The sequence below is a fragment of the Paenibacillus thermotolerans genome (assembly GCF_028745515.1).
GTDB lineage: Bacteria > Bacillota > Bacilli > Paenibacillales > YIM-B00363 > Paenibacillus_AE > Paenibacillus_AE thermotolerans.
The window spans coordinates 38155-61282 of the sequence record NZ_JAQZSG010000028.1 but is presented as its reverse complement, the minus strand read 5'-3'; the positions used below and the strand labels follow the sequence as shown (position 1 = coordinate 61282).

Below are 23128 nucleotides of genomic sequence, written 5' to 3'. Positions count from 1 at the left end.
AAGCATCCTGCCGCTTTATCCGCGGCAAGATGCTTCATTTTTTTATGCTAGAACGTGCTGGCCGGCGTAGTGGACGGGCACCAGCGGGCATTAAACAGCTCTTTGATCAGCAGGTTTTTCGCTTCTTCCGTTCCGATGTATCGGAGCGCTTCCAGTGCGTGCCCCCGGACGTACCGGTTCTCGTCGTCGAGCGCCTTCGCCAGCGCCGGCACCGCCGGTGCGGCAGCCGCGCCGAGACGCGAGAGCGCCAGCCCCGACATGAAGCGAACCTGCACGTCTTCATCCGCGAGGCCGCGGATCAAGCCGGATACCGCTGCGTCTGCAGCCGCGTCGGACGTGCCTAGCATGCCGAGCGCGTCGACCGCCGTACGCCTTACGACCTCCGAAGGATGATCGAGCAAAGCCGCGATGTTCGGCAGCGCCTCGGCGGCAAGATGCCGCAGCTCCCCGAGCGCGAACGCTGCGCGGTTGACCGTCTCGGCGTTCGGATCGTTCAACGCTTCGATCAAACCTTTCACCGCTCCTTCGCCCGCAGCCGCCAATCCGTATGCGGCCGTGCGGATGACGATGGCGTTCTCGTGCCGCAGCGCTTGCAACAGCGCCTGCGTTCCTTTAGCCCCTCTGCAGGCCAGCTCGTAGGCCGCATTGATCGCATTCGGCTCGAACGAATCCTCCAGCTGCTTTGCGAGCGCTTGAATGGCGGCTTCGTCCTCCGGCAGCGTGCCTGCAAGGCTGCCGATTTTGCCCGACATCCAGTTCCAGGTTTCCTCCCACATGAGGTCATGCCGGGCGATCGGCACGTTCAAATCGTTCGGCGCTTTCCACGACGTCTCCCGATTGTCCCAGCTCGGCGCAGCGGGAGCAACCGTTCGCATGAACTCGAACTTCAGCATGTAGCGCGGCGTGCCAAGCTTGTTAGACGTCGAACGGTGCCAAATGTCGTAATGGATGAGCGCGAACGTGCCGGCTTCGCCGCTTGCCAGCGCTTCGCCGGGATGCTCGTCGGATTCGAACGTGCGCGTCGCGTAATTTTGCGTGCCGGGCATGACGCTCGTCGGTCCGAGCTCCACAGGCGTATCCTGCGGGAAATACATGACCATCGCCCACCACGGATGATGGTTGCGCGCCCTGCTGTAGCCCCAATAGCTGTCCTTATGCCAGCCGCCCGGCTTCGGTTCGGCGTTGTAATGGCCGTGCCGGTGCGTATGCAGCATATAGTTCGGTCCGAGCACGCTGGTAAGCGCTCCCGTAATGACCGGATGGTCGAACACCTTCTGCAGCTCCCGAATGCGCGGCAGCAAGTTGTTGCCCGGATTGCCTTCCTCGGTGTACACCTTCTTCAATTGCTCGAACAGCGAATCGTGGAATCCCTTGGAAAAATCCGTTTGTAAAATCAAAAAGCCTTCCGCAATAAATTTCCTCATCTGTTCGTCGGTTAGAAGCAACGGTTTGTTTTCCGCCATCGTAACTGAGCCCTCCCGTTTCAATTACCCAAATTATAAGAAAACCTCTTTCGATGCCAATCCACAGAAGCAACACCGCGATTAGCGGAAGGTTTTCTTGCGATTAAAGAATTGTTGTTCATTTCATGAAAACAATTCTTCTTTAATCTTAAAATGCAGGCGGGAAAAGTCCCACTGAGGATTCTAAGGCACTTTTGCACAAAATTAACCTCATTGCGGCGAATGTTCTACAGCTCAGGGGCATCCGTCAAAACAACCGTATCGTGCGCCGTATTTCCGTGCAGCTCGAACACGATAATTTCATTCTCTCCCTTGCGAAGCAGCGGCGCCGGGACGTATAAAGTTTTCTGCGGCCCGACATTCCAATATCGCCCGAGGTTGAAGCCGTTCACATAGACGACGCCCTTCGTCCAGCCGTCAAGACGGATAAACGTATCGGCCGTTTCGTCAATGCCGATCGTTCCTTTGTAGAACGCCGGCTTTGCGCCCACGGCCGTATATTGCCCGCCGTCCTCCGCCGCCGAAAATTGCAGACCGCCAAGGTCCGTCAGCGGCAGCGGGTAAATCGTCCAATCAAACAGAAATTGATTGTTCAGCCTTACGCCTTCCGTAATTCCCTTATAGTCCTTGAGATAAGGACCGTAATTGACCCGTCCCATGTTCTCGACGAGGATGTCGAGCCTTGCGCCTCCCGCCGGAATTTTGACCGTGAGCGGCTGCGGCTTCCATCGCTCTACCGTTCCGATATACGCCCCATCGATAAATACAAGCGCCCGGTCGTGAACGTCCTGCAGCGTCAGCTGAGCTCCGCCCCTCGGACCGGAAACATGGGTGGAATACAATATGAAGCCGTAGTTTTGCCCGACCTTCTCCATCGGCTCCGGGCACGTTCTCCGCACCGGATTCGACAGCCGGTCAAGCTGGTCGAATAAGCCGGCCGATTGAGCCAGCTTTACGTCGCCGTACCGCTTGATCGGAATCGGCTGCGGCAGCTCGGTATGGCCGATGTCGGCGTACCGGGCCATCACCTCGCGGACGAGAGTGAATTTCTGCGTCGGCGTCCCCCATTCGGTCAGCAGACAGTCGTAATCGTAGCTCGTAACGGTCGGCTCATAGCGTTCTCCGTGATTCGCTCCGTTGTAAAAGCCGAAATTCGTTCCGCCGTGGAACATAAAGAAGTTGACGGACGCGCCGGCTTTCAGCATGTCCTCGAACACGTTCGCGACATCTTGGGCGTCTCGGGTATGATGCTGCTCCATCCAATGATCGAACCAGCCGTTCCAGAATTCCATGCATACCAGCGGATCGTCTGAACGGTATTGTCTCAGCTTCATGAACGCATCGTCCGCCCGTGAACCGAAGTTTACGGTCGCCGTTACATCCGGCAGCGTCCCGCCTTGGAGCATCGAGTCTTCCGGACCGTCCGAAGTAAACAGCAGTACGTCGACGCCTCTTTCGATCAAGCCGTTCTTGAGATGCTCCAAATAGTTGCTGTCGTTGCCGTAGCTGCCGTATTCATTCTCGATCTGCACCGCGATAATCGGTCCGCCGTTCGTGCTGAGCAGCGGCACTAGAATCGGAATCAGCACGTCGTAATAGGCGTCGACCTTTTCTAAGAATAAGGGGTCGCAGCAGCGCAGACGAATGTTGGAGTCTTTGAGCAGCCAGGCCGGCAATCCGCCGAACTCCCATTCCGCGCAAATGTAAGGGCTCGGCCGCACGATGACGTGAAGCCCGAGCTCCCCCGCCAAGCGAATGAAGCCGGCCACGTCCGCCATATGGTCGAAGCGGAACTTGCCCTCCTCCGGTTCATGAAAATTCCAGGCAATATACGTTTCCACCGTGTTAAAGCCGCACGCCTTCAGCTTCAGCAGCCGGTCCTTCCAATACTCGGGTACGACGCGAAAATAATGGATTGCCCCCGACAAGATGTGCAGCGGCTCACCGTCCAAGTAAAACTGCTTGTCTTTCACTGTAAGCAAACTCATCTCTCATCCCTCGCTCGTAACAAAATGAATTCCATATCCAATTACAGCTGCCTGACCGTTAAAGCCGGCTGCTCCGCATCGGACAGCTCAATGACGTATGACGCTCCCGCGCAAGTGCCGAATACGATGCTTGAACCCGCGTAATCGACGGCGCACCTTCTTCCGTTGGATGAAGTGACCGTGCAGCGCAGCAGCTTCCCGTGCCGCCACTGTATGTCGACCTCGAAGCCGCCGCGCGCCCGGAGACCTTTCACTTCGCCTTCGCTCCACGCCTTCGGAAGTGCCGGCAGCAGCTCCAGCTTCCCGGCATGGCTCTGCAGAAGCATCTCCGCTATGCCCGCCGTCGCCCCGAAGTTGCCGTCGATTTGGAACGGCGGATGGTTGTCGAACAAATTCGGAAGAATCGACTGCGCGAGCAGCAGCTCCAAATTGCGGCGAGCCTGCTCCGCATCCTTGAGCCGGGACCAGAAGTTGACGATCCAGGCGCGGCTCCAGCCGGTATGTCCGCCGCCGTGCCCCAGCCGGTATTCAAGCGATCGGCGCGCCGCCTCCATCATGTCCGGAGCGGAAGCGTACGTATACTGCGCTCCCGGATGCAAGCCGTATAAATGAGAAATATGTCGGTGACCCGGCTCCGCCTCCACGAGCTCCTCGCACCATTCCATGAGGCGGCCGTCGCGGCCGATCCCCGGCAAGGCGAGGCGGCTTCGGACTTCCTCCACCCGGGCCGAAAACTCATCCCGTTCGCCCAGCTCCTCCGCCGCTTCCAAGACGTTCGTGAACACGTCCCAAATGATTTGCTGGTCCATGGCCGGCGCCATGCACAAGCTCGCCGTGCCTCCGTCGGGCGTCACGTACGAGTTTTCAGGAGATACGGAAGGACCCGACACCAACTGTCCGGTTTCCGGATGCTCGACCAGCCAATCCAGGTAGAACGCCGCCGCTTCCTTCAAGATCGGGAAGGCCCGGCTGCGCAAAAATTCGCGGTCCCCCGTAAACCGGTAATATTCCATGAAATCTCTGACGCACCAGCCCGCCCCCATCGGCCACATGCCGTATACGATGCCTCCGAGCGGGGCCGTAAACAGCCAAGCGTCGGTCGTATAATGCGCCACAAAGCCTCGGCAGCCGTATACTTCCCGCGCCGTTTCCCTTCCGGCGGGCACAAGGCCTTCGACCAGATCGAAATACGGCAGGTGGCATTCCGCAAGATTCCCAACCTGCGAAGGCCAATAATTCATTTGAAGATTAATATTGATATGATAATCGCTGTCCCAAGGCGCCTTCATGTGCGGGTTCCAGATGCCCTGCAAGTTGGCGGGCATGCACCCCGGCCTGCTCGAGGAGATGAGCAAATACCTTCCGAACTGAAATAACAACGGGATGAGGCCGGCATCTTCCTCGCCCCGGCGGACCGCTTCCAATCGTTGATCCGTCGGCCGGGAATCCTGCAGCTGACGTGCCGCCTCCTCCGTGCCGCTCACCAGACGCAGCTCGACCCGCCGGAACATGCTGCCGTATTCCGCGATATGGTCTTGCTTTAGCTGTTCGTATGTTTTGCGCAGCGCCTGTTCCAGATCGGCCTCGCACTGTGCGGCCAAGTCGCCCTCCAGCGGCCGAAACGGATCGGAGAACCGGTAATCGGTGCGGACGGCCAGCAGCAACGTCACCGCGTCTGCACCGCGAACGGCGATGCCCCCTTCCTCGGGCGCGACCGAACCTCCCTCAACGCCGACATGCAGGACGCCCGCGAACTTGACGCCGGGATGCGCGCCCTCGTGCGATGCTTGTCCGGCGAGAACGATGCGGTTCGTACCTTTAACCGAAGCCGAAGCGTCCGCTTCGCGCGACAAGTCGACGCGTGTATGAAGCTTTCCCTCGCCCTCCGCCTCCAATCTAATGACGAGCACCTGATCGACCGCGCTGGAGAACGCTTCCCGGCGGTACCGAACCCCGTCTTGAACGTACGACACGGAAGCAATCGCCGTATCCAGGCACAGCTCCCGCTCGTACTGTTCGGCACGAAATCCCGGTGAGGCGTCCAATGCGTGAAGCGTTATATCTCCGAACGGCTGATAGCTGCGCGGTCCGGTGTGCGGGTGAAGCACCTTCTCTCGGACGACCCGCTCCGCTTCCGCAACGTTGCCCGCAAACAGCAGCTCCCTGGCCCGGCGAACGGCTTCGCCCGCCCCTTTCCTATTTCCGGGCAGCGGAGGCCCGGCCCAAATCGATTGCTCGTTAACCTGCAGCCGCTCGTCCGGCCAATCCCCGTACACCATCGCGCCCAGGCGGCCGTTACCGATCGGCAGCGCCCGGTTCCAGCTTTCAAGACCGCCCGCCTCCGAAACCGTCGAAGGACGGTCATACCACAGCCTCATGCTTTCACTCCCCTCGGACAGGATTGTTCCCCATGACTGACGCACAATCTGTACATCCATTATAGATGTGATATACTACTGCTTTATAGAAACCAAAACAGACAAAATACCGTACAAAACGGACATTTTCCGCAGAGGTGGATTCCTCGTGAAGCTGCTGCCGCTCAGAGCCAACCGCCGCCGCACGGCGGAACAACATATCCCCGTAACGGTGTACACCGTCGGGACCGAGCTTCAGCCGCCGACTACGCGGCTGAACGGTTTTTCCGCAGATCAGCTGTTTATAACGTTCTCCGGCACGGGCGTATTCAAGCGCCGCGGGCAGGACCAATGGGACATCATCGAGCCTGATTCGTTTTTTTATATTCCGGCCGGCGTGCCGCACGAATATTTGCCGCAAGGCGAGGAGCCTTGGTTTATCGGTTACGTCAGCTTCGACGAGCATCGTCCCGGATTGCTGGAAAGCTTCGGATTCGGCGGGGAGCCTTTTCATCAAGCGGTAAAGCATACGGGTAGGCTATATGAGCTTCTGGAGCAAATATGGGCGCAAGCCGGCCCGGATTCGGAAGGTTGGCGCTCCGCCGAGCTGTTCCTTTCGTTCTGTCTGGAGCTGAACAAGCAAACCGTCCCCCGCGGCGCCGGCAGCATGCAGGCGACCGCCCGGCCGGTCCGCTATCCCGATTCGCTCGTGGAAAGCGTCGTACTGTTTTTGCACGACTTCTTGCAGCGCGATGTAACGATGGCCGAGCTTTCCTCGCATTTCGGTTATTCGTCCAAACAGCTTTCCCGCCTGTTCCAACAGAAGCACGGGACGACGCCGCTTCAATATTTGCAGCGCCTCCGGCTGCAAACCGCCGCCCAGATGCTGGCGGAAAACCCGAGTATGACGGTCCGTCAGGCAGCCGCCCATATCGGCATGGAGCCGGTCTACTTCGCCCGGCTGTTCCGCAGAAGCTTCGGAATCGTGCCTTCGGAGCACCAAGCGCGATTTAAGTAGATTACGTCTCCCTCTCGTAAACGCGAACATAATCTACCTCTAATCGTGCGGGAAGCGCCGCGTTCTTAATATTTCCGGCCCAGTCGCCGACCTCTGCGGTTATTTTCATATAAGCCGGCACTTGGGAGACACCGCCTGCGTTCGTTCGCCAAGTTTCTTGATCGTCAATGTAAAATATATATTCATCCGCATTCCACTCCAGCGCGAACGTATGGTAGCCTTCGTAAATGCCCGGCACATAAGCCTCCTTGCCGGCGCTCTTATGATCTTGCTCGTATCCGTCCCAATGCAAGGCGTGCTGAATATAATCCCCCTTCTTGGCGAAAGGCGACTCGAATATATCGATCTCCGTCCCGTCTCTGCCCCCGTCCCCAACGTTGCCTACCGTATCGGACATAAGCCAGAACGCGGTCCAGAAGCCTTCCTCTTTCGGAATTTTCGCGCGAATTTCGTAATAGCCGTATGCCTGCTCAAACAGCCCCCTCGTTCGAACCGCGCCGGAATAGTACTTGCCGTCTCTTTCGCTGATTTGAATAATCAACTGCCCTTTTCCGTCCAAAAACGCTTCCTCGTTCGACCATTGTCCGTCTTTGCGCACCCATTCCGGCGCGTGAGCCCACTTGGCCGCATCCAGCGTCTCCCCGTCAAACTGATCCTCAAACGTCAGCCTCCAGCCTTCCTTTTTCACGCCCATCGTTTCCTCCTTTATATCCCCATCGTCCCTGCCGCATGCCGCAACCCAAACACCGATCGCCAGCAACAGCGTTAGAACTAGACCTGTGGACATAACCGTACCTTTTTTCATGTTCGTATACGCAACCCTTCGCTCGGCATCATGTCTACATCTTCCGGGGACATCTCCTTCAGTAACACTTCACGAACGAGCCCTTCCCCTTCTAAAACGTTCCCGCGAACCCTCACCTCGCTGCAAGCACGTAAGCTTAACACCGGTTGGGATTGTTTCATGTCGGCCGCGCATTCGATCCGGTTCCCGATCAAATCCAGCCCCCTTATGCTTTTCGCCGATACGGCGCTCACCTCCGGCTGTTCGCCTGAGTTCGGCTTCGCTCCGAATTCGGTTACGCGTAATATTACAGTCTCCATTGGACGTTAGTCCCCTTCCCGGATGAGAAACGGCTTGATGATTTCCACCCATGCCATATACCCTTGACCGGACAAGTGGCACCCGTCCACGGTATACTTTTCATCCATCTCGCCGCCCTTCAGAACCTTCGAAAACAGATCGATAAACACGACCTGATTGATCTCCGCAAGCTCGGCAAGCTTATCGTTCATCCTTTTCACATCATCATTGTTCACCGGGTGGCCGTACACGCTATGATTCACGGGAAGCAAGCTTTGAATGAATAGCTTTGCTCCGGGCAATTCCGTCTTTATTCGGCGTATGATCGTCTCGTAGTTTGTTAGAATGTGGTTCGGATCTCTCCGATCGTAAACATCATTAATACCGATCATTAAAAATAGGCTCGCAGGCTTCAACGCAATGATTTGATCGAGCCGGCGCAGCACACCGAGTGAACGGTCGCTATCAATCCCTCGGTTCAGCACCGCTAGGCCGGGAAAAAATTCATGCCACTGGTTGCGCTGCGTTAAGCTGTCACCTACAAAAACAGTTGCTCCCTCAGAGGCGGGCAACGCTTCGAACAAGCTCATACGGCTCATGTACATCGGAAAAGATAAAAAATCCAAATTGTCATTCATTTTCCAGGCCCCTTCGTTAGTCCTACTCCCACGAGCAGCACAAAAAACCCAATAAGCGGATACTCCGTCATTGGGGTTTTTCGTCACTTAAGCATCGTCCGTTTCCGTCAGCTTTGCGATACGCATTCCGCTATGGCGCGGTTCACCCGCTCCCGTATCGCAAGGAGCCGCTCCTGCTCTCTCGGATACTCCGAGAACGTGATCGGCCGCTCAAGCCCTTGCTCAAGCACGGCGATCGCCCGTTCTTTGCCGGCGAGCTCCTCCAGCAGCTGCAGCGCCCGCAAATCCTGAAGCGCTTCGTAGAGCACCTCGCTGCGAATCGAATCGATCGGACCGTCCGCCCCCGGATAGACAAGGAACGCGTCGCCGGAGGCGAACGCTCCGCCCGCATCCGTCTCGGCGAACGGATTGAGCGGTCGAATCGAATATTGGGAGTTGTAGAAGTTATAGCCCCAATGCAAAAATCCGGCGATGTCGAATTTGTACAGCTGCAGGCCGAGAATCCGGTTGCGCGCCGACGGGAAGGAGAAAAACCGGTTCGACACCTTCTGGGTTTGCGCGCAGCAATAATACGTCCACAGCGGACTCACGCCGCCGGCCAAGAACGGTTCGATATGATCGTTCGCCGGAATCGGAACCTTAACGAGTCCCTTCTCATAAAATTCGTAATTCGACAAGGCGTCGATCACCGGAAAATCGGACAGATGGGCGCCGACGATTCGGCTCGCCGTCTCGTACGATTCGAGCTGATCCAAACTCGGCTCGTCCGAAATATGGAAGTACACCCGCTTCGCGAGTCCGCTCTCGCGGATCCAATCGGCCAGCTGCGGTAGAAACTGATGAAGAAAGCCGCTGTATTCGGCACCGCCCGCATCCGTTTCCCAGCCGAAAATACGCTTCGATTCTCCGTTCACCGCGGCGATAATTTTCGGAGCGTGCTTGGCGCCCCACTGGGTAAACAGATGCGACATTTCAAAATATTCCACGCCGCAGCGATCGCACAGCTCCACCCACCGCTTCAGCCGTTCAAAACCGAACCGGTACGTATCGCCCGACTTTTCGACATCGATCAATTGTACGGTTAACCGTTCGCCGCCTACCTGCGTGTCGAGCGGAGGCGTAAAGAGCGGCGTCAGGATCATGTTGATGCCGTGGTTCACCGCGGTTCGTACGAAAGCCTCGATCAGCTGCCAATGCTCTTCGCTCCATACCTCGACATTGTAGTAGTGAGACAGGCAATCTACATGGAACCACTGGGTGTGAACGAGCCGCTGCTTCGGCAAGGACGCCGGAATGACGTGGAGCCGGAACGTTTCGCGGCCGAGCTCCGTTCCGTCCGTCGTCTCGAGCACGATGCCGATGTCATGCGGCCCCGGCGCAATATCCTCTTGCAGCCTTACGGTCACCCAGAGCGATCGCCATTGCTCGGGGTAGACGCGAAACGGTTCGCCGCCGAGCTCATACAGCGGGTCGGGAAACAGCCCCGCCTTCGAGCGGAGAATGTACCCGTCATGATCATGATGCTGAATCGGCAAGTTGGACGGAGCGAGACCGACGGCGCGCACTGTCACCCTGCCGCCAAAATCGCCCTCCACTCTTGCGCGAACCGCCTCCAAGCGGCGTTCCGACCGATACGCAACCTGGAACGAAAACACCTCGTTCGCCAGCGCGGACGCTTCGGAGAACGGCGCGTCCCTCAGCTCCGCATCCGCGAACACCTTCGATAAAGAACTTAAGCATCTTGTCTCAAAACGAAATTCCAGCGGCATCCTTCATACCTCCTCAGCGGTTTTATGCTGCTTGCTTATGCAGATAGAATGATATTATCGATTTTCTCGAGCCCCCGCAGCCCCAAATCGCCTTGCAGGCGCCGTACAACGACGGTGCCTTTGATCCGGCCGCTGACGCCCGCCGGGGATTTACCGAAGCCCCTTGTAGATCGCATCCAGCAAATTGCCGGTTTTGTCGCACTTATATTCCCAAAACATCACGCCGGCAAGCGCTTCCTTCTTAACGTATTCGCATTTGTGAGCCAGCGACTCCTCGTCGTCATACGTAATGAACGTGCTGCCGTCAAACAAGAACGGCGCCTTCGCTTCATCGTCCCAGTAACGGATAAATCCGTTTTTACCGATATAGTCGGAAGCGAGTCCGGAGTAATCGGGGCCGTAACCGCCGGAGCTCGTCGTCATTTGCAGGAAGCCGTTGTTTCGGTCCGGAACGTTCTTCCACATCCGGGAGTAGAACGCGGCGCCGATGACGATTTTTTCAAGCGGAACGCCTGCCTTGTGGAACATGCGCACCGATGCGTCCACGCTGATCCGGAACAAGTCTCCCGTCGGCGTGTACAGGTTCGTGTGATGGCCCGTAAGCGTTTGGAAGCCGCCACGCATATCGTAGGTCATCAGCTGGACGAAATCCAAATATTTTTGAACCTCGCTCATTTCCGTTCCGTCGATATAATATTGGTCTGCCCCCGCCGCGATCGTAAGCAAATAATGGCGTCCGTCCCGCTCCCCTTGACGGTCCAGCGCCTCTCTCATGTCCTTTAACAAAAGCGTGAAATTTTCCTTATCGTCGGGCGACGACCCGATCCCGGCTTCTCCGTAGCAAGGATACTCCCAATCGAGGTCGATGCCGTCGAACGGATGCGCTTTCAAAACATCCAGCGCGGTGCGGGCCATAGCGCTTCTTCCTGCTTCGGTCGACGCCGCCTCGGAGAAGCCTCCGGCGCTCCAGCCGCCGATCGACAGCAAAATAATCAAGCTCGGATTGATCTCCTTCAGCCGGTGCAGCTCGTTCAGATGCTTCAAATGGTCAAATCGGATTTCGTCGTTGCGAACGTGCCCGAAAGCGACATTCAAGTGCGTCAGCTTCTTTGCATCCTCCGCGGTGATGCCCGGCAGCGAGCCGTCTCCGGCATACCCCGCGACAATATATTCCCGTGCAGTCATCGTTTCGCTTCCTCTCATTCCTGTTAAATATATTATATGAGTGCATTTCCCCTCATTATGATATACCAACTGTCTTGATTTTTCCATCATTATTCCATGATAGAATATACCAAATAAGAAAACGCCTTCGTCGTCCTTTTATTACGAGCATCATCGGACTTATCCAATTCGGATGGCCGGCGGATCGCTCTAACGTAACGGACATAGACGCAGTTATTCGGCGTTTTGGATCGTGTTGACGGTTTTAACGGACACCACTGCAGTTATTGCCTCGAAAATGCACGGATAAGCGCCAAAAATCGGGGGTTAGCGGCCGTGACGTCCGTTAGCTGTTTGGCGACGGGCAAATGGGCGATTTAGCGTCCGTGATGTCCGTTATTTTGAAGTTACAGCTCCAAAATCATCCCGTCGTAAGCGACGATAATCCCGTGAGGATGGAATATCGCCTGCAAATCCTCATGCAGCAGCCCGGCGTTGTGCGAAAAATGGGTGACGGCGATTTTGCCGCCCGGGTTCATTACGCCCGCTTCCTCAAACCAAGCTTTCGTTTCAAGCACGGCATCGATATTCATGTGCGAGGTCCGGTGCGGGCTTTTGCCGACCGTACATTCCAGGATCGCCAAGTCGAGCCGCCTGCCCTTCAACCATTCGATCGTCGATTCCGGAAACCAGCCGCTGTCGTGCCCGTACAAAATCGTCTTGCCTTCTTTCTCAATATAGTACAGCAAGCAAGTCTCCAGCGGGGCGTGGCTGGCGGGCAGCGGCACGATCGCGGCGGAGGTGCCCTGCAGCACCGTCCGCTCGAACGGCTGAACGCGGTGGAACGCGAATTTGCCCGCCGCGCCGCCTTCCAGCTGCAGCATGCGAGCGCTGCTCGTCAGCGGCAGGTCGTGCCCGTACATATGGATCGTATGCTCGGCGGATTGGGCGTACCCGGGCAGACGGGCGACCAAGTCTTCGGGGTACAAGTGATCGGAATGCGAGTGAGTCAAGATCAAATCCTTTACGTTCTCCAAATCGAGCCCGTCGCGCAGCATGTGCAGGTACGTGTCGGGCGGGAAGTCGATTTTCAGCTTATCGTCGATTTGCACCGACGTCCTCGTGCGAATATTCGGACCTCCCAGCTGCTTGGCCTTGCGGCACAATTCGCATCGGCAAAATAATGACGGTATTCCTTCGAAAGCAGCCGTTCCTAAAAAATGCACCTTCATCTCATCATTCCTCCCGTTACATACGTTTCAGCCGCGCATGGCAAGCACATGATCGAGCACCGGCTTTGCCTTTCTTCCCGCAAAGAGCCGCCGTCCGTCGCTGTAGCCTTCTTCCCGCCCGTTCAGCTCGGCAATGAGCCGGCTTCGCCAAGCGTCGAGCCGCCGGGCGTGCTCGGGCGACTGCGCCAAATCGACAAGCTCGTTCGGGTCGGCCGCCAAATCGAACAGCTGCTCCGCGCCCGTCTGAGAAAACCATATATATTTGTCTTTTCCGTCCGTCAAGTAGTGGTTCGATTGATGTCCCGCAAGATGCTCGCCGTGAATATATTCCCGCCAGGCAGCCGCCTCTCCGCGCGAAATCGGCAGCAGGCTCGCGCCTTCGACGGTGTCCGGAATCGGCACTCCCGCGGCGTCCAGCAGCGTCGGCATAATGTCCCGCAGCTCGACGACGCGGTCGACCACAGAGCCCCGCTTCAGTCCGAGCCGGTTGCCGGGGTCCGCAACAATGAACGGAACGTTCGCGCTGCCTTCGTACGGGAGCGATTTCCGAAACAGGTTATGATCCCCGAGTAGCTCGCCGTGATCGGAAACGAACAGTATGATCGTATTGCCGGTCAAGCCGTATTCGTCCAGCAGCTGCAGGAACCGGCCGATCTGATGGTCTACGTGTGTAATCAAAGCGTAGTAAGCGGCCATCGCCTTCTTCAGCCTCTTCGAAGGCACGATGCCTGACGCCGTAATCGGATCCAGTCCGCTGCGGTTCGGATCAAGCGTTTCGGCCCACTCTCCGACGATCGGGTCCGGAATGTCCGCCTCGTCGTACAAATCGAGATACGCTTGCGGCGGATCGAACGGCGGATGAGGGCGCACGAACGACATCCACAGGAAGAACGGCGACGTAGGGTCTCTGCGGCGCAAAAACTCCGCCGATTGCGCAACGGTCCAATTCGTCGGATGAAGCGCTTCCGGAAGATGCCACGGGCGCGCCATCGTCGACGCGTTGCAGTCGAGCCCGAGGTCCAGCAAATCCGCCGCGCTCCCCGCACGCTCCCGCAGCCACGGCACATAGTCGTCGACGCTGTCGTAATGCTCCGCGGCGGACGTTCGCGACCGGTTCCGGTTGTAATGCAAATACCCGTCGTGCAGGACGACGTTGTCGAAGCCGCAGCGGTTTCTTGCCGGATACACGTGCATCTTGCCGACGCATTGCGTCTGATACCCGGCTTTGGTCAGCTCGCCGGGCAGCGTATGCTCGTAGTTCCACGGCACCTTGTCCTGATATCCGACGCGTCCGTGACGAGCCGGGCTCATTCCCGTGAAGATCGCGGCTCGGGCCGGAATGCAGCTTGGGGCCGAAGTGTACGCCCGGCGAAACAGCACGCCGCTGCGCGACAGCTGATCGAGGTTCGGCGTCTGCACGATCGGATGATCGAGGACACTTAGGCAATCGCCGCGCATTTGGTCTACAGAAATCAATAGAAGGTTAGGCCGCTCGCTCATGCTCTCTCGCTCCTTTTTTTTAAGTGGATAGTAATTCTACTTACATTTCTTCCACTTCATGCCGTTCTCCTTTCGGAGAAACTTTCGTTTAAGAAGTATATTTTAAAATCATTATTTATCCATTATGATATACCATAGTAGACGTTTGTCTAAAGAAAAACTTCAATAGATTATACCAAACGAGGACGTGATGACGATCAGAAGCGCAGTTCCGGAACCGAATATGAAAGCGTATAACCCGAACCGATACGTTTGCAAAAAATCGGCGCAGCCGCTTGGCGAGCTTGACGGACGGCTGGATAAGCCGTTCTGGGAACAGGCCGGCTGGACCGAACCATTCGTAGATATCGAAGGCGACTTGAAGCCCGCTCCCGCGAAGCGGACGCGTGTAAAGATGCTTTGGGACGACGAGTTTCTGTATTTCGGCGCTTTGCTGGAAGACGATGAAATATGGGCGACGCTGACCGAGAGAGATTCGGTCATATTTCACGACAACGACTTTGAAATTTTTATCGACCCGGACGGAGACACCCATAACTACTACGAGTTCGAAATGAACGCCTTAAATACCGTTTGGGACCTTCTGCTCGTCAAGCCGTACCGCGATAACGGCCCTCCGATCAACGGGTGGGATATCCGCGGCATTCGCACGGCGGTGCATATCGACGGCAAGCTGAACGATCCTTCCGCCGACAACCGCGCATGGAGCGTAGAAGTCGCTATGCCGTGGGAAGCGCTTAAAGAGTGCGCGCCCGGAGGCCGCCCCCCGAAGCCCGGCGAATTTTGGCGGATCAATTTTTCCCGCGTTCAATGGCAAGTGGAGATCAAAGACGGGAAGTACGTGAAGAAGCTCGATCCCCGCACAGGCAAACCGTATCCTGAGGACAACTGGGTCTGGTCGCCGCAAGGCATTATCAATATGCATTATCCCGAGCTTTGGGGCTACGTCTTTTTCGCGGACGGGAACGCTCCGGCCCAAGATGCGCCGCCGATTCCCGAGGACGAAGCGATCAAATGGGGGCTTCGCAAGCTGTACTACCGACAGCGGCAGTATGCGGCGGAGCACGGACGCTTCCACGGAGATCCCGGCGCATTGCTGAAAGAGAATGAGCTGCCTCAAGGAACGAAGCTGGAAATTACTTCGCGGACGTTCCTGGCATCGGCTCCGGCCAAGGATGGAACGTCGACGATCTATATTCGGGAAGACGGAAAAGTATGGAGGGAATGACAAGATGATTACGAATGATACGAAGCGGCTGGCGCTGGACGAGCAAACGATGCGCCTGATTGAGGAAAAGTTCGAGTTCAAACGCCGGATCGGCGCGGCGAGAGAGCGGGAGCTGTTCGGCATTTTTGACGAGGCGCTGACCGACGACGAGAGACTGGCGCTGAAATATTTGTACGCGTACATGCCGCTGAACGACATGGCCGATTACGACGGCTCCTTGTTTTTGTCGCACGTAAGGCACGCCCTGCGCATCCGCAGCACGGTTCCTTGGGGTTCCCAAATACCCGATTCGGTATTTTTCCATTTCGTTCTGCCGTACCGCGTTAATAACGAAAATATCGAGGACTTCCGCGGACTTCTGTTCGACGAAATTTACCCGAGAGTCAAACATATGTCCATGCAAGACGCCGTTCTCGAAACGAATCATTGGTGCCACGAGAAGGCGAACTATATCGGTTGCGATCCGCGCACGGTTTCCCCGCTTACCTTAATGCGCACGGCACTCGGCCGCTGCGGGGAGCATTCGACGCTTGCGGTCGCCGCGCTGCGCAGCATCGGCATTCCGGCCAGACAAGTATATACGCCCCGCTGGGCGCACTGCGACTCGAACCATGCTTGGGTGGAGGCTTGGGCGGACGGAACGTGGCATTTCCTCGGCGCCTGCGAGCCGGAGCCGAGATTGAACCAAGGGTGGTTCCGCAGGCCGGCCCGCAGAGCGATGCTCGTCCATACCCGTGTGGCTGCCAACTACCCGGGCCCTGAGGAAGTGACGCTTGCGCGCCCATGGTACTCCGAGCTCAATCTGATGAAGCTTTACACCGAACCGAGAACGCTCACCGTTCGCGTCATCGACGCCGCGGGCCGGCCCGCGCAGGCGAAGGTCGATTTCCAGGTGTACAATTTCGCCGAGCTGTCGACGATCGTTCCGATGAGCACGAATGAAGACGGCGAAGTTTCCGTCACGTTGGGCCTGGGCGATGTGTACATCTCCGCCTGCGGCAGCGATGGCTGGGGCTTTGCCAAGTGCACCGTGGGACAAACGGACGAGGTCACGGTCCGCTTGACGAAGGAAATCGCATCGGAAGGCGTCGTCGAGTTCGATATGGCGCCGCCGCCGGATTTGCCCGACGCGGAGAGCGAATCGATCACGGAGCAGGAGAAGGCCGCGAACGATATTCGGGTCAAGCAAGGCGCGAAAATCCGATCGGACTATGAGGCGACGTTCCTCACCGAAGAGGATGCGAACGCCGTAGCATTCGAGTGCAACCTCGATCCGGCAAGAGTTTGGAGCGTGCTGAAAAAGGCGCGCGGCAACAGCCGCGAGATCGCCTCCTTCCTCCGGGAGCAATCCCCGGTATACGGCGAGTGGAGCTTGCGCCTGCTTGAGGTGCTGAACGATAAAGATTTGAACGATACGTTCCGGGACACGCTGCAGGAGCATCTGGTTTATGCGATGGAAGCGAAGAAGCGTCTGGACGGCACCGTTAGCGACGAGCTGTTCGCCTCCTGCATTTTGCGGCCGCGCGCCGATTACGAAATGATTACCGAATATCGGGCTTTTTTCCGCGGCGAATTCGGCGAGGATCGCATCCGTGCGTTCGCGGAAAACCCGCTGCGCCTTGTCGAGTATATCGATCGGCACGTAGAGATCGTCGAGGACCTCACCCATTACAAAGGGGCGGCAACGCCGGCGGGAACGTTCCGCCTGAAGAAAGGCGACCGGCAGTCGCGCAATATTTTATTCGTCGCGGCCGCGCGCAGCGCAGGCATTCCGGCTCGGCTCGAGCCGAGCGACAAGCGCCCGCAATATTGGAGCCGAGGCTCGTGGCACGACGTCCGCTTCGGCGGAACGAAAGCGACGCCGGATGAGGCTCCCGCCAACATCGAAACGGGCAGCGTCGTCTGGCTGAAGGACGAAGAGTCCGAGGAGCAGGCGAAATATTTCGGCAGCTTCACGGTAGCCCGGTTCGAAGAAGGCTCCTACAAGACGCTTGACTTCGGCTTCGGGAAAACCGACGTGTTCGGCGAGCCGTTCGTCATGCCTGCCGGCCATTACCGGCTGACAACCGGGACAAGGCTCGAAGACGGCACGGCGCTCGTGACGTTCCGATACTTCCGTGTGCTTCCCGGCGAGCAAATTTCCGTACCGCTTACGTTCAGAAAGCGCAAAGCGGAAGTTCCGGTGTTCGGCGCGGCAAGCCTCGACCATGACGCCGAGTCGTTCGCAGGCGCCAAACAGCCGCTCTCCTCGCTTGCCGGCCGGCAAGGCACCCTCTTTGCTTGGATCGAGCCGGACCGCGAGCCGTCGAAGCATCTGCTTCGCGAACTGCGCGAGATGAAGGCCGAGTGGGAATCGCTCGGCGTGAGCATCGTATTGCTCGTCGGCGAGCCCAAGTGGAACGGCGCCGCCGCGCTTGCCTCCGACTCCGAGCTTCCGAACAACGTCTGGCTCGGCAAGGAAAGCTCAACCTTCGAAGCGCTTGCCGCCGTCGGCGGCGAGGCGCTCGGCGAAGCCGCAAGGGAGTTCCCGGTCGTACTCGCGGTCGACCCGCAGCGGCGCATCCGGTACCGATGGACGGGGTATAAGCTGGGCATCGCCAAGGAAGTCGCCGGCACCTTCAAAGCGATCGCACCATAGCACGGCTTAGAAACAGGCTCCTTCGCCTAGACGAAGGAGCCTGTTTGACGTCGGCGGCTATTTAAGAACCCCTGTGCTCGTTAATTTCACATGGGTGTGTACATCAAACTTAATGCCGGGATAAATTCCTTGCCATTCCTTCCACACTCGTTCCTCCGGGCCGAAATGCCGCGCGCGGTACCGAAGTCCGAAGCCGATCGGATCGACGCCCTCCTTCTGCAGCTTGACCAAAAAAGCCTCGACCCGTTGATTGACGGTTTTCTCCGTCATCTTCTCCAGCCTGCCTAAGTCGTTTTCATTGATATTCATGTTCGTTTCTTCAATAACGCCGTTGATTCGCATATTCACTTTGATGTAGTTTTGCCCCCCTCTTTTTTCAAACGTGTACTTCCCGGTCACGTCGTCGGCCGATATGACGAAAAATTTGTTTTCGCCGCCGGGAATTTTAATGTCGTATTTGCCGCTGTTGACATGGAACGAGTTGAATATTTTTGTCTCACGGGGCGATAGCGTAAGCTTGGCGCGCTTTTTGTCCAGAAGCATGACCCTGTCGATGGTAAACTGCTCTTCCTCCCGCAGCTTGATGATCGGCAAAATCGGATCCAAGCCGCGCTCCTTCAGCCTTCTGCGGAAATCGAACAAATACTCCGATACGATATAAGCCGTTTCCGTTCCGGTCTGGCCGAAGGACAGGAAGATCATATTGGAAGGAAGCCGTTCGGTCGGCGGGTTGACGTTTAAGATCGAAAAGCTGTCCGGATCGCCCGCCGCCACCCAAGCGACCTTCTGAATATCCCTCCGGCGAATAAACCAATCGATCACCTGCCCCATATCCTCTGTCTCCACCAGCTCCTTGCCGAAAAGAATCGCTTTCGCGTGGCCGAAATCCAGCTCCTTATCGACCTTAGCCTTAGCAATGCGGACCGCCTCCGCAATCGAATCGTTTTCTTCGACAACGAGCGTATATTTATTGGAGCCGAATCGTTCCTGGGGGCTCGGTATAGCCAGCTTCAACGTGATTTTGTATTTTTTGTTCCCGTCCTCGGGTTTATCGATTCCGATCCCGACCACAATGAACCGCTTGTCGATATCCTTAAACCCGCACCCGCTAAGCAACGTAACGATTGCCAGCACCGCGGCAAACAAAATAAACATTTTTTTTCTCATGACCGCAACCGCCTCCTGAACGCGGCGAAAGCCGCAATCGCAACGAGCGCAATTTCGCTTCCGAATCGGATGTCGATCCAGTGAAAGCTTATATCAAACAACAAAGACTCGGTGAAGTTTAACGAGACGCTGATCGTCATCCCCGCAAATAAAGCCAAAATACCCCACTCGGACCAAAACGCCAGCTTCTTCTTTTTTTGCAGCGAAGGGAAAACGCTTTTGATCAGCTCCATAGCGACATGCACATACATAATGAAGCTCGCGCAGGCTGCCCCCGAGTAGAGCAAAAAAATGACGTACAGCACGCGCTCGATAAAGCCCAGTTCAATTTGCATCGAATCCGCCGTGGTGATCCACGGGAACGAGTAATCCGCCACTCCGTCCGCGCCTTGCATTCCGACGGGTACTACCAGTGCCGTGATCATTACGAATAAGCCCATAATCGGCAGCAGCCAAATCCACTTCCTGGTAACGGGCCGGTGAAACACCCGGTTAAAGATGACCATGTGCGTAAAGCCCGAAAACACGAACGTCGATCCGGCCAATACTCGCCAAGTCGGCAGCTCGTAAATATGGGTGCCCAGCACCATTATGGCGTCGAAATTTAAATTTCGGGTCGTATACGATTTGAAAATAACGAACACGATCAACGGCAGTACGATAATGACAATGATTTCCAGAAAATACAGCAGCTTTTCCGAGCTTAATCTGGAAATCGCGCATGCGGTCACTAAAAACAAGAAAATACCGCTAATAAACGGCGTTTCAGGGCTTATGTATTTTACGCTGATTTCAGCGGCAACCAAGATGGAGATTCCTCCAGCCGCGAACCACAGCAGCGCGTAATAAAGGTTGATCGGCACGGAAATCCATTTCGGTAAGCCGGCTTCATCCAACATCTCGGGCATTCCCCGCCCCGGAAACCGCGACAGCGCCCATAGAAGCATATAAATCATCACGGTTCCGATCGGCACGGCAAACAGGAAGGACATCACCGATCCGCCGAATCGATGAGCCGTTAATATACTGGGCACGAAGGTAATGATATTGACCAGCATATTGACAATAACCATGTAGAAAAAATATCGTTTCAATCGCCCGGACCCCTTTATTCCATTCTTCTGACTTGCCGCTCGTTGTTCGGATTTTCCCGAAACAGCTTCAAATACGGCTGTCCGAAGCTATCCAAGTGCACCAGATAAGCAACTAATAAAATGAAGGAAACAAGAAGCCCAACAAAGCCGAAAACGGTCGTCACTGCCAAAATGAAATATTTGGCCACCCGCATACTGGCTGACATCTCGTTGATCGGTACGACGAAGCTGGAAATCGCCACCGTCGCCACCACGATGATCATAATGTTGCTGACAAGTCCGGCCTGGGAGGCCGCTTGCCCCAATATCAAACCGCCTACGGTCGTCGCTGTGGACCCGATCGCCCGCGGCAGCCGAATGCTCGCTTCCACCAGCAGCTCTACGATCAGCAGCATAAATAATACTTCGATGTAGGACGGATAAGGGACCGGCGCTCGGCTCCCCGCAATCGACAATGCCAGCTGCACGCGCAGAAAATCCGGATTGTAGGACGTTACGGCCACATAAAGCGCCGAGAGCGTTAAGCTAATGAGCAATGCGGCATATCGAATGATCAGAAGAAACCGGCTTACCCAAAAATGCTCGTACATGTCGTCCACCGCCGACATAAAATCGTAGAATACGGCGGGCATAATCACGGCAAACGGCGATCCGTCGAGCAGCAGCAGCACTTTTCCCTGCGACAAATTGAATACCGAACGGTCCGGTCTTTCCGTAATCATTTGCGTCGGAAACAAAGTTCTTTTTCTCGGCGCGATATCCCGCTGCAGCTGCGAGCCCGATTGGATCAGCCCGGTTTTCACGGTCTTCAGCGATTCCTTCACTTCTTCCAACACGCGTTCCTCAACAAGCTCCCGATCGAAAATAAGAGCCACCGGCGTTTTCACCAAAGTGCCGACCGTTGTCGTTTCAACGGTAAGGGAAGAAAGCGGGTATCGGGTGCGAATGATGTTTACGTTTACCTCCAAATTTTCCCCGAACGCTTTCTTTGTGCCGAGAATCGAGTTTTCTACGCTCGTATCGCCTACGGAATTGTTAACGTTCTTTTTGACGTCGATCAAAAACAGACTGTTATGGACAAGAACGATCAGCGTCCCCTGCATGATGCTCTGGAGCAAATCCTGCTCGCTCTTGACGCTCTTCTGTTTCGCGATCGAGTCCACATATGCGGCGAAATGCTCCGGACTTACAATATTTTCGTAAAACGGCTGGACGATTAATTTTCGAATTCTTTCCTCATCGCAGATGCTTTTAAAATAAACCAGATGGACGATGGCTTCGCCGTGCTTCAGCTCCTGCGATATAAAATCCGCCGAAGCGGACAGGTGCTCCTCCAACCAACGCTTCAAGCGCTGCGAAAGCTGTTCCGCCATGCTTTTCCCCTCCCTGGGCAGCAAACGCGCCAAGTTTGTTATAGGGTTAATTTTGGTAGAAGCCCCATGCTTTATACATAAGATAACCGCCTGACGGTTCGCTTTAAGGGACACGGGTGCAGTTATTCGGCGTTATGAACGGAGTTCGCAGTTGTAACGGACACCACTGCAGTTATTGCCTCGATAAATCAGGGATCAGCGTCAAAAATCGGGTTTTAGCGTCTGTGGTGTCCGTTACCGAATTGACAGCAGGCAAATTGGCGATATAGCGGCTATGGTGTCCGTTATTTTGAAGCTGTGGTTCAAAATTTGCTTCTGGAGAAAAAAACTCCCCCTCTCGCAGAGGGGGAGCGGTTGTAGTTCTTATTTCAGGCGACTTTCGCTTCGGCGCCATTGGCCGATTCTCCGACAGGTCGATCTTATGCCAACAGCTTCAGCATTGTGCCGATATTGCCGGCATGACCCGCTTCATGCTGCAGCACGCCCACCAGCAGCTCTTCTACCGTTTCGGCCTTCAAGAAATTTTCTTTCGTTATCGGCTCGTTCATTTTGCCTTGGAAGGCGGTTCGAATATGGCCCGGCTGTTCCTTCAGCAGAGCGGTCACCGTCTCCCATGAAGGAACGTCTCCCGTCCAATCGGCCGGCTTCGTCCCGTTGCCGAAATAGCCCTTGAATTCGTTCGGCACTTTGCCCGTTTGCCCCGTATAACCGAACAGGATGGAATCCGTAACCGATAAGATGTGCCCGAGATGCCAATGAATATTGTTATTGCACCCGGCCGGAACGACTCCCCGCTTATCCTCGGGACAATGTTCTACTTTTTGCAGCAGCTGAGCCCACGATTTCTCGAATCTTTCGAACAAATACGCTTCTCTCATAGCGTCCTCCCCGTTTTGGAAACAATTTTGATCATGATCATTGTGATTCAACCGGGCCTAAAAATCAAGGCAAAACGGCGCCGCAGAAAATAGCAACTTCTCGAGTTGCTATTAGGCGCTTTTGGAGGCTCGTCCGGAAATTAGCAACACCTGGAGTTGCTATTGGGGCCAAATCAGTGATTTGGAGCCGGTTTTGTCGTCGTTAGCAACTCCTCGTGATGCTATTTTTCTAGCGAGAGCAAATAAAGGCACAATAGCAACTCATAGTGTTGTTACAATTTTCTGTGGGACACCAGGCTGCTTTTCCGTACGCACAAACTGCGTCACACCTCAGCTGCTTCACCGTTTGCCCCTTACATACCATATACCACTCCAGCTACTTTACCGTTCGCCCACCCATCTCACTCCAGCTACTTTACACGTTCGCCCGCTCCATCTCATTCCAGCTACTTTAACGCTCCCCCCGCACATATCACATTTTCTCGCTCCCCGACACACACCACCGACACTTCGCCTACTTTTTCGATCACCAAATCA

General features: G+C 56.0%; 18 protein-coding genes. 3 read left to right on the top strand and 15 right to left on the bottom strand.

Annotated features, from left to right (window positions below):
- Positions 1-47: 47 nt before the first annotated feature.
- The 3 genes from PT964_RS20025 to PT964_RS20015 all read right to left on the bottom strand — a co-directional run bounded on the left by PT964_RS20025 (position 48) and on the right by PT964_RS20015 (position 5829).
- Complete coding sequence (locus tag PT964_RS20025; RefSeq protein ID WP_274365129.1) at positions 48-1463, bottom strand: HEAT repeat domain-containing protein; 1416 nt, start codon at positions 1461-1463, stop codon at positions 48-50.
- A 227-nt stretch (positions 1464-1690) separates the two neighbouring features.
- On the bottom strand, positions 1691-3451 hold the full coding sequence (locus tag PT964_RS20020; protein WP_274365128.1) for a glycoside hydrolase family 35 protein: 1761 nt from the start codon (positions 3449-3451) through the stop codon (positions 1691-1693).
- Positions 3452-3492: 41 nt separating this feature from the next.
- A complete protein-coding gene (locus tag PT964_RS20015; protein WP_274365127.1) occupies positions 3493-5829 on the bottom strand; it encodes a glycoside hydrolase family 95 protein in 2337 nt (778 codons plus the stop codon).
- Between the two features lie 148 nt (positions 5830-5977).
- Between PT964_RS20015 and PT964_RS20010 the strand changes: the two genes are divergently transcribed.
- On the top strand, positions 5978-6826 hold the full coding sequence (locus PT964_RS20010) for a helix-turn-helix domain-containing protein (protein WP_274365126.1): 849 nt from the start codon (positions 5978-5980) through the stop codon (positions 6824-6826).
- A gap of 1 nt (position 6827) precedes the next feature.
- Here the strand turns inward: PT964_RS20010 and PT964_RS20005 are convergent, their stop codons facing one another.
- The 7 genes from PT964_RS20005 to PT964_RS19975 form a co-directional block, all read right to left on the bottom strand.
- The gene (locus PT964_RS20005) at positions 6828-7631 is read right to left on the bottom strand and encodes a glycoside hydrolase family 16 protein (RefSeq protein WP_274365125.1); all 804 of its coding nucleotides are present in this window, start codon (positions 7629-7631) and stop codon (positions 6828-6830) included.
- Entirely contained in the window at positions 7628-7930 is a 303-nt protein-coding gene (locus PT964_RS20000) for a hypothetical protein (RefSeq protein ID WP_274365124.1), read from the bottom strand. Before PT964_RS20000 ends, PT964_RS20005 begins: the two co-directional genes overlap by 4 nt.
- Before the next feature lie 6 nt (positions 7931-7936).
- On the bottom strand, positions 7937-8548 hold the full coding sequence (locus PT964_RS19995; RefSeq protein WP_274365123.1) for a GDSL-type esterase/lipase family protein: 612 nt from the start codon (positions 8546-8548) through the stop codon (positions 7937-7939).
- 107 nt (positions 8549-8655) lie between these two features.
- Positions 8656-10317: a DUF4091 domain-containing protein gene (locus tag PT964_RS19990; protein ID WP_274365122.1), complete on the bottom strand. Its 1662-nt coding sequence runs from the start codon at positions 10315-10317 to the stop codon at positions 8656-8658.
- Positions 10318-10467: 150 nt separating this feature from the next.
- Positions 10468-11502: a glycoside hydrolase family 18 protein gene (locus tag PT964_RS19985; protein WP_274365121.1), complete on the bottom strand. Its 1035-nt coding sequence runs from the start codon at positions 11500-11502 to the stop codon at positions 10468-10470.
- A 386-nt stretch (positions 11503-11888) separates the two neighbouring features.
- Positions 11889-12713, bottom strand: coding sequence for an MBL fold metallo-hydrolase (locus tag PT964_RS19980; protein WP_274365120.1), 825 nt, complete (start codon positions 12711-12713; stop codon positions 11889-11891).
- 27 nt (positions 12714-12740) lie between these two features.
- Positions 12741-14213 (bottom strand): arylsulfatase, encoded by a 1473-nt coding sequence (locus PT964_RS19975; RefSeq protein WP_274365119.1) that lies wholly within the window; start codon positions 14211-14213, stop codon positions 12741-12743.
- Positions 14214-14403: 190 nt separating this feature from the next.
- Between PT964_RS19975 and PT964_RS19970 the strand changes: the two genes are divergently transcribed.
- Positions 14404-15441, top strand: coding sequence for a carbohydrate-binding family 9-like protein (locus PT964_RS19970; RefSeq protein ID WP_274365118.1), 1038 nt, complete (start codon positions 14404-14406; stop codon positions 15439-15441).
- Between the two features lie 4 nt (positions 15442-15445).
- Positions 15446-18079, top strand: a complete 2634-nt coding sequence (locus tag PT964_RS19965; protein WP_274365117.1) for a transglutaminase domain-containing protein — start codon at positions 15446-15448, stop codon at positions 18077-18079.
- Between the two features lie 57 nt (positions 18080-18136).
- On the opposite strand, the gene PT964_RS19960 is transcribed toward PT964_RS19965, so the two are convergent.
- The 5 genes from PT964_RS19960 to PT964_RS19940 all read right to left on the bottom strand — a co-directional run bounded on the left by PT964_RS19960 (position 18137) and on the right by PT964_RS19940 (position 22591).
- Positions 18137-19246 (bottom strand): Ger(x)C family spore germination protein, encoded by a 1110-nt coding sequence (locus tag PT964_RS19960; RefSeq protein ID WP_274365116.1) that lies wholly within the window; start codon positions 19244-19246, stop codon positions 18137-18139.
- Positions 19243-20340 (bottom strand): SLC5/6 family protein, encoded by a 1098-nt coding sequence (locus PT964_RS19955; RefSeq protein WP_274365115.1) that lies wholly within the window; start codon positions 20338-20340, stop codon positions 19243-19245. Before PT964_RS19955 ends, PT964_RS19960 begins: the two co-directional genes overlap by 4 nt.
- A 14-nt stretch (positions 20341-20354) precedes the next feature.
- The gene (locus tag PT964_RS19950) at positions 20355-21713 is read right to left on the bottom strand and encodes a spore germination protein (RefSeq protein WP_274365114.1); all 1359 of its coding nucleotides are present in this window, start codon (positions 21711-21713) and stop codon (positions 20355-20357) included.
- Between the two features lie 172 nt (positions 21714-21885).
- Positions 21886-22107 (bottom strand): hypothetical protein, encoded by a 222-nt coding sequence (locus PT964_RS19945; RefSeq protein WP_274365113.1) that lies wholly within the window; start codon positions 22105-22107, stop codon positions 21886-21888.
- A gap of 25 nt (positions 22108-22132) precedes the next feature.
- The gene (locus tag PT964_RS19940) at positions 22133-22591 is read right to left on the bottom strand and encodes a DinB family protein (protein ID WP_274365112.1); all 459 of its coding nucleotides are present in this window, start codon (positions 22589-22591) and stop codon (positions 22133-22135) included.
- Between the last annotated feature and the right edge of the window lie 537 nt (positions 22592-23128).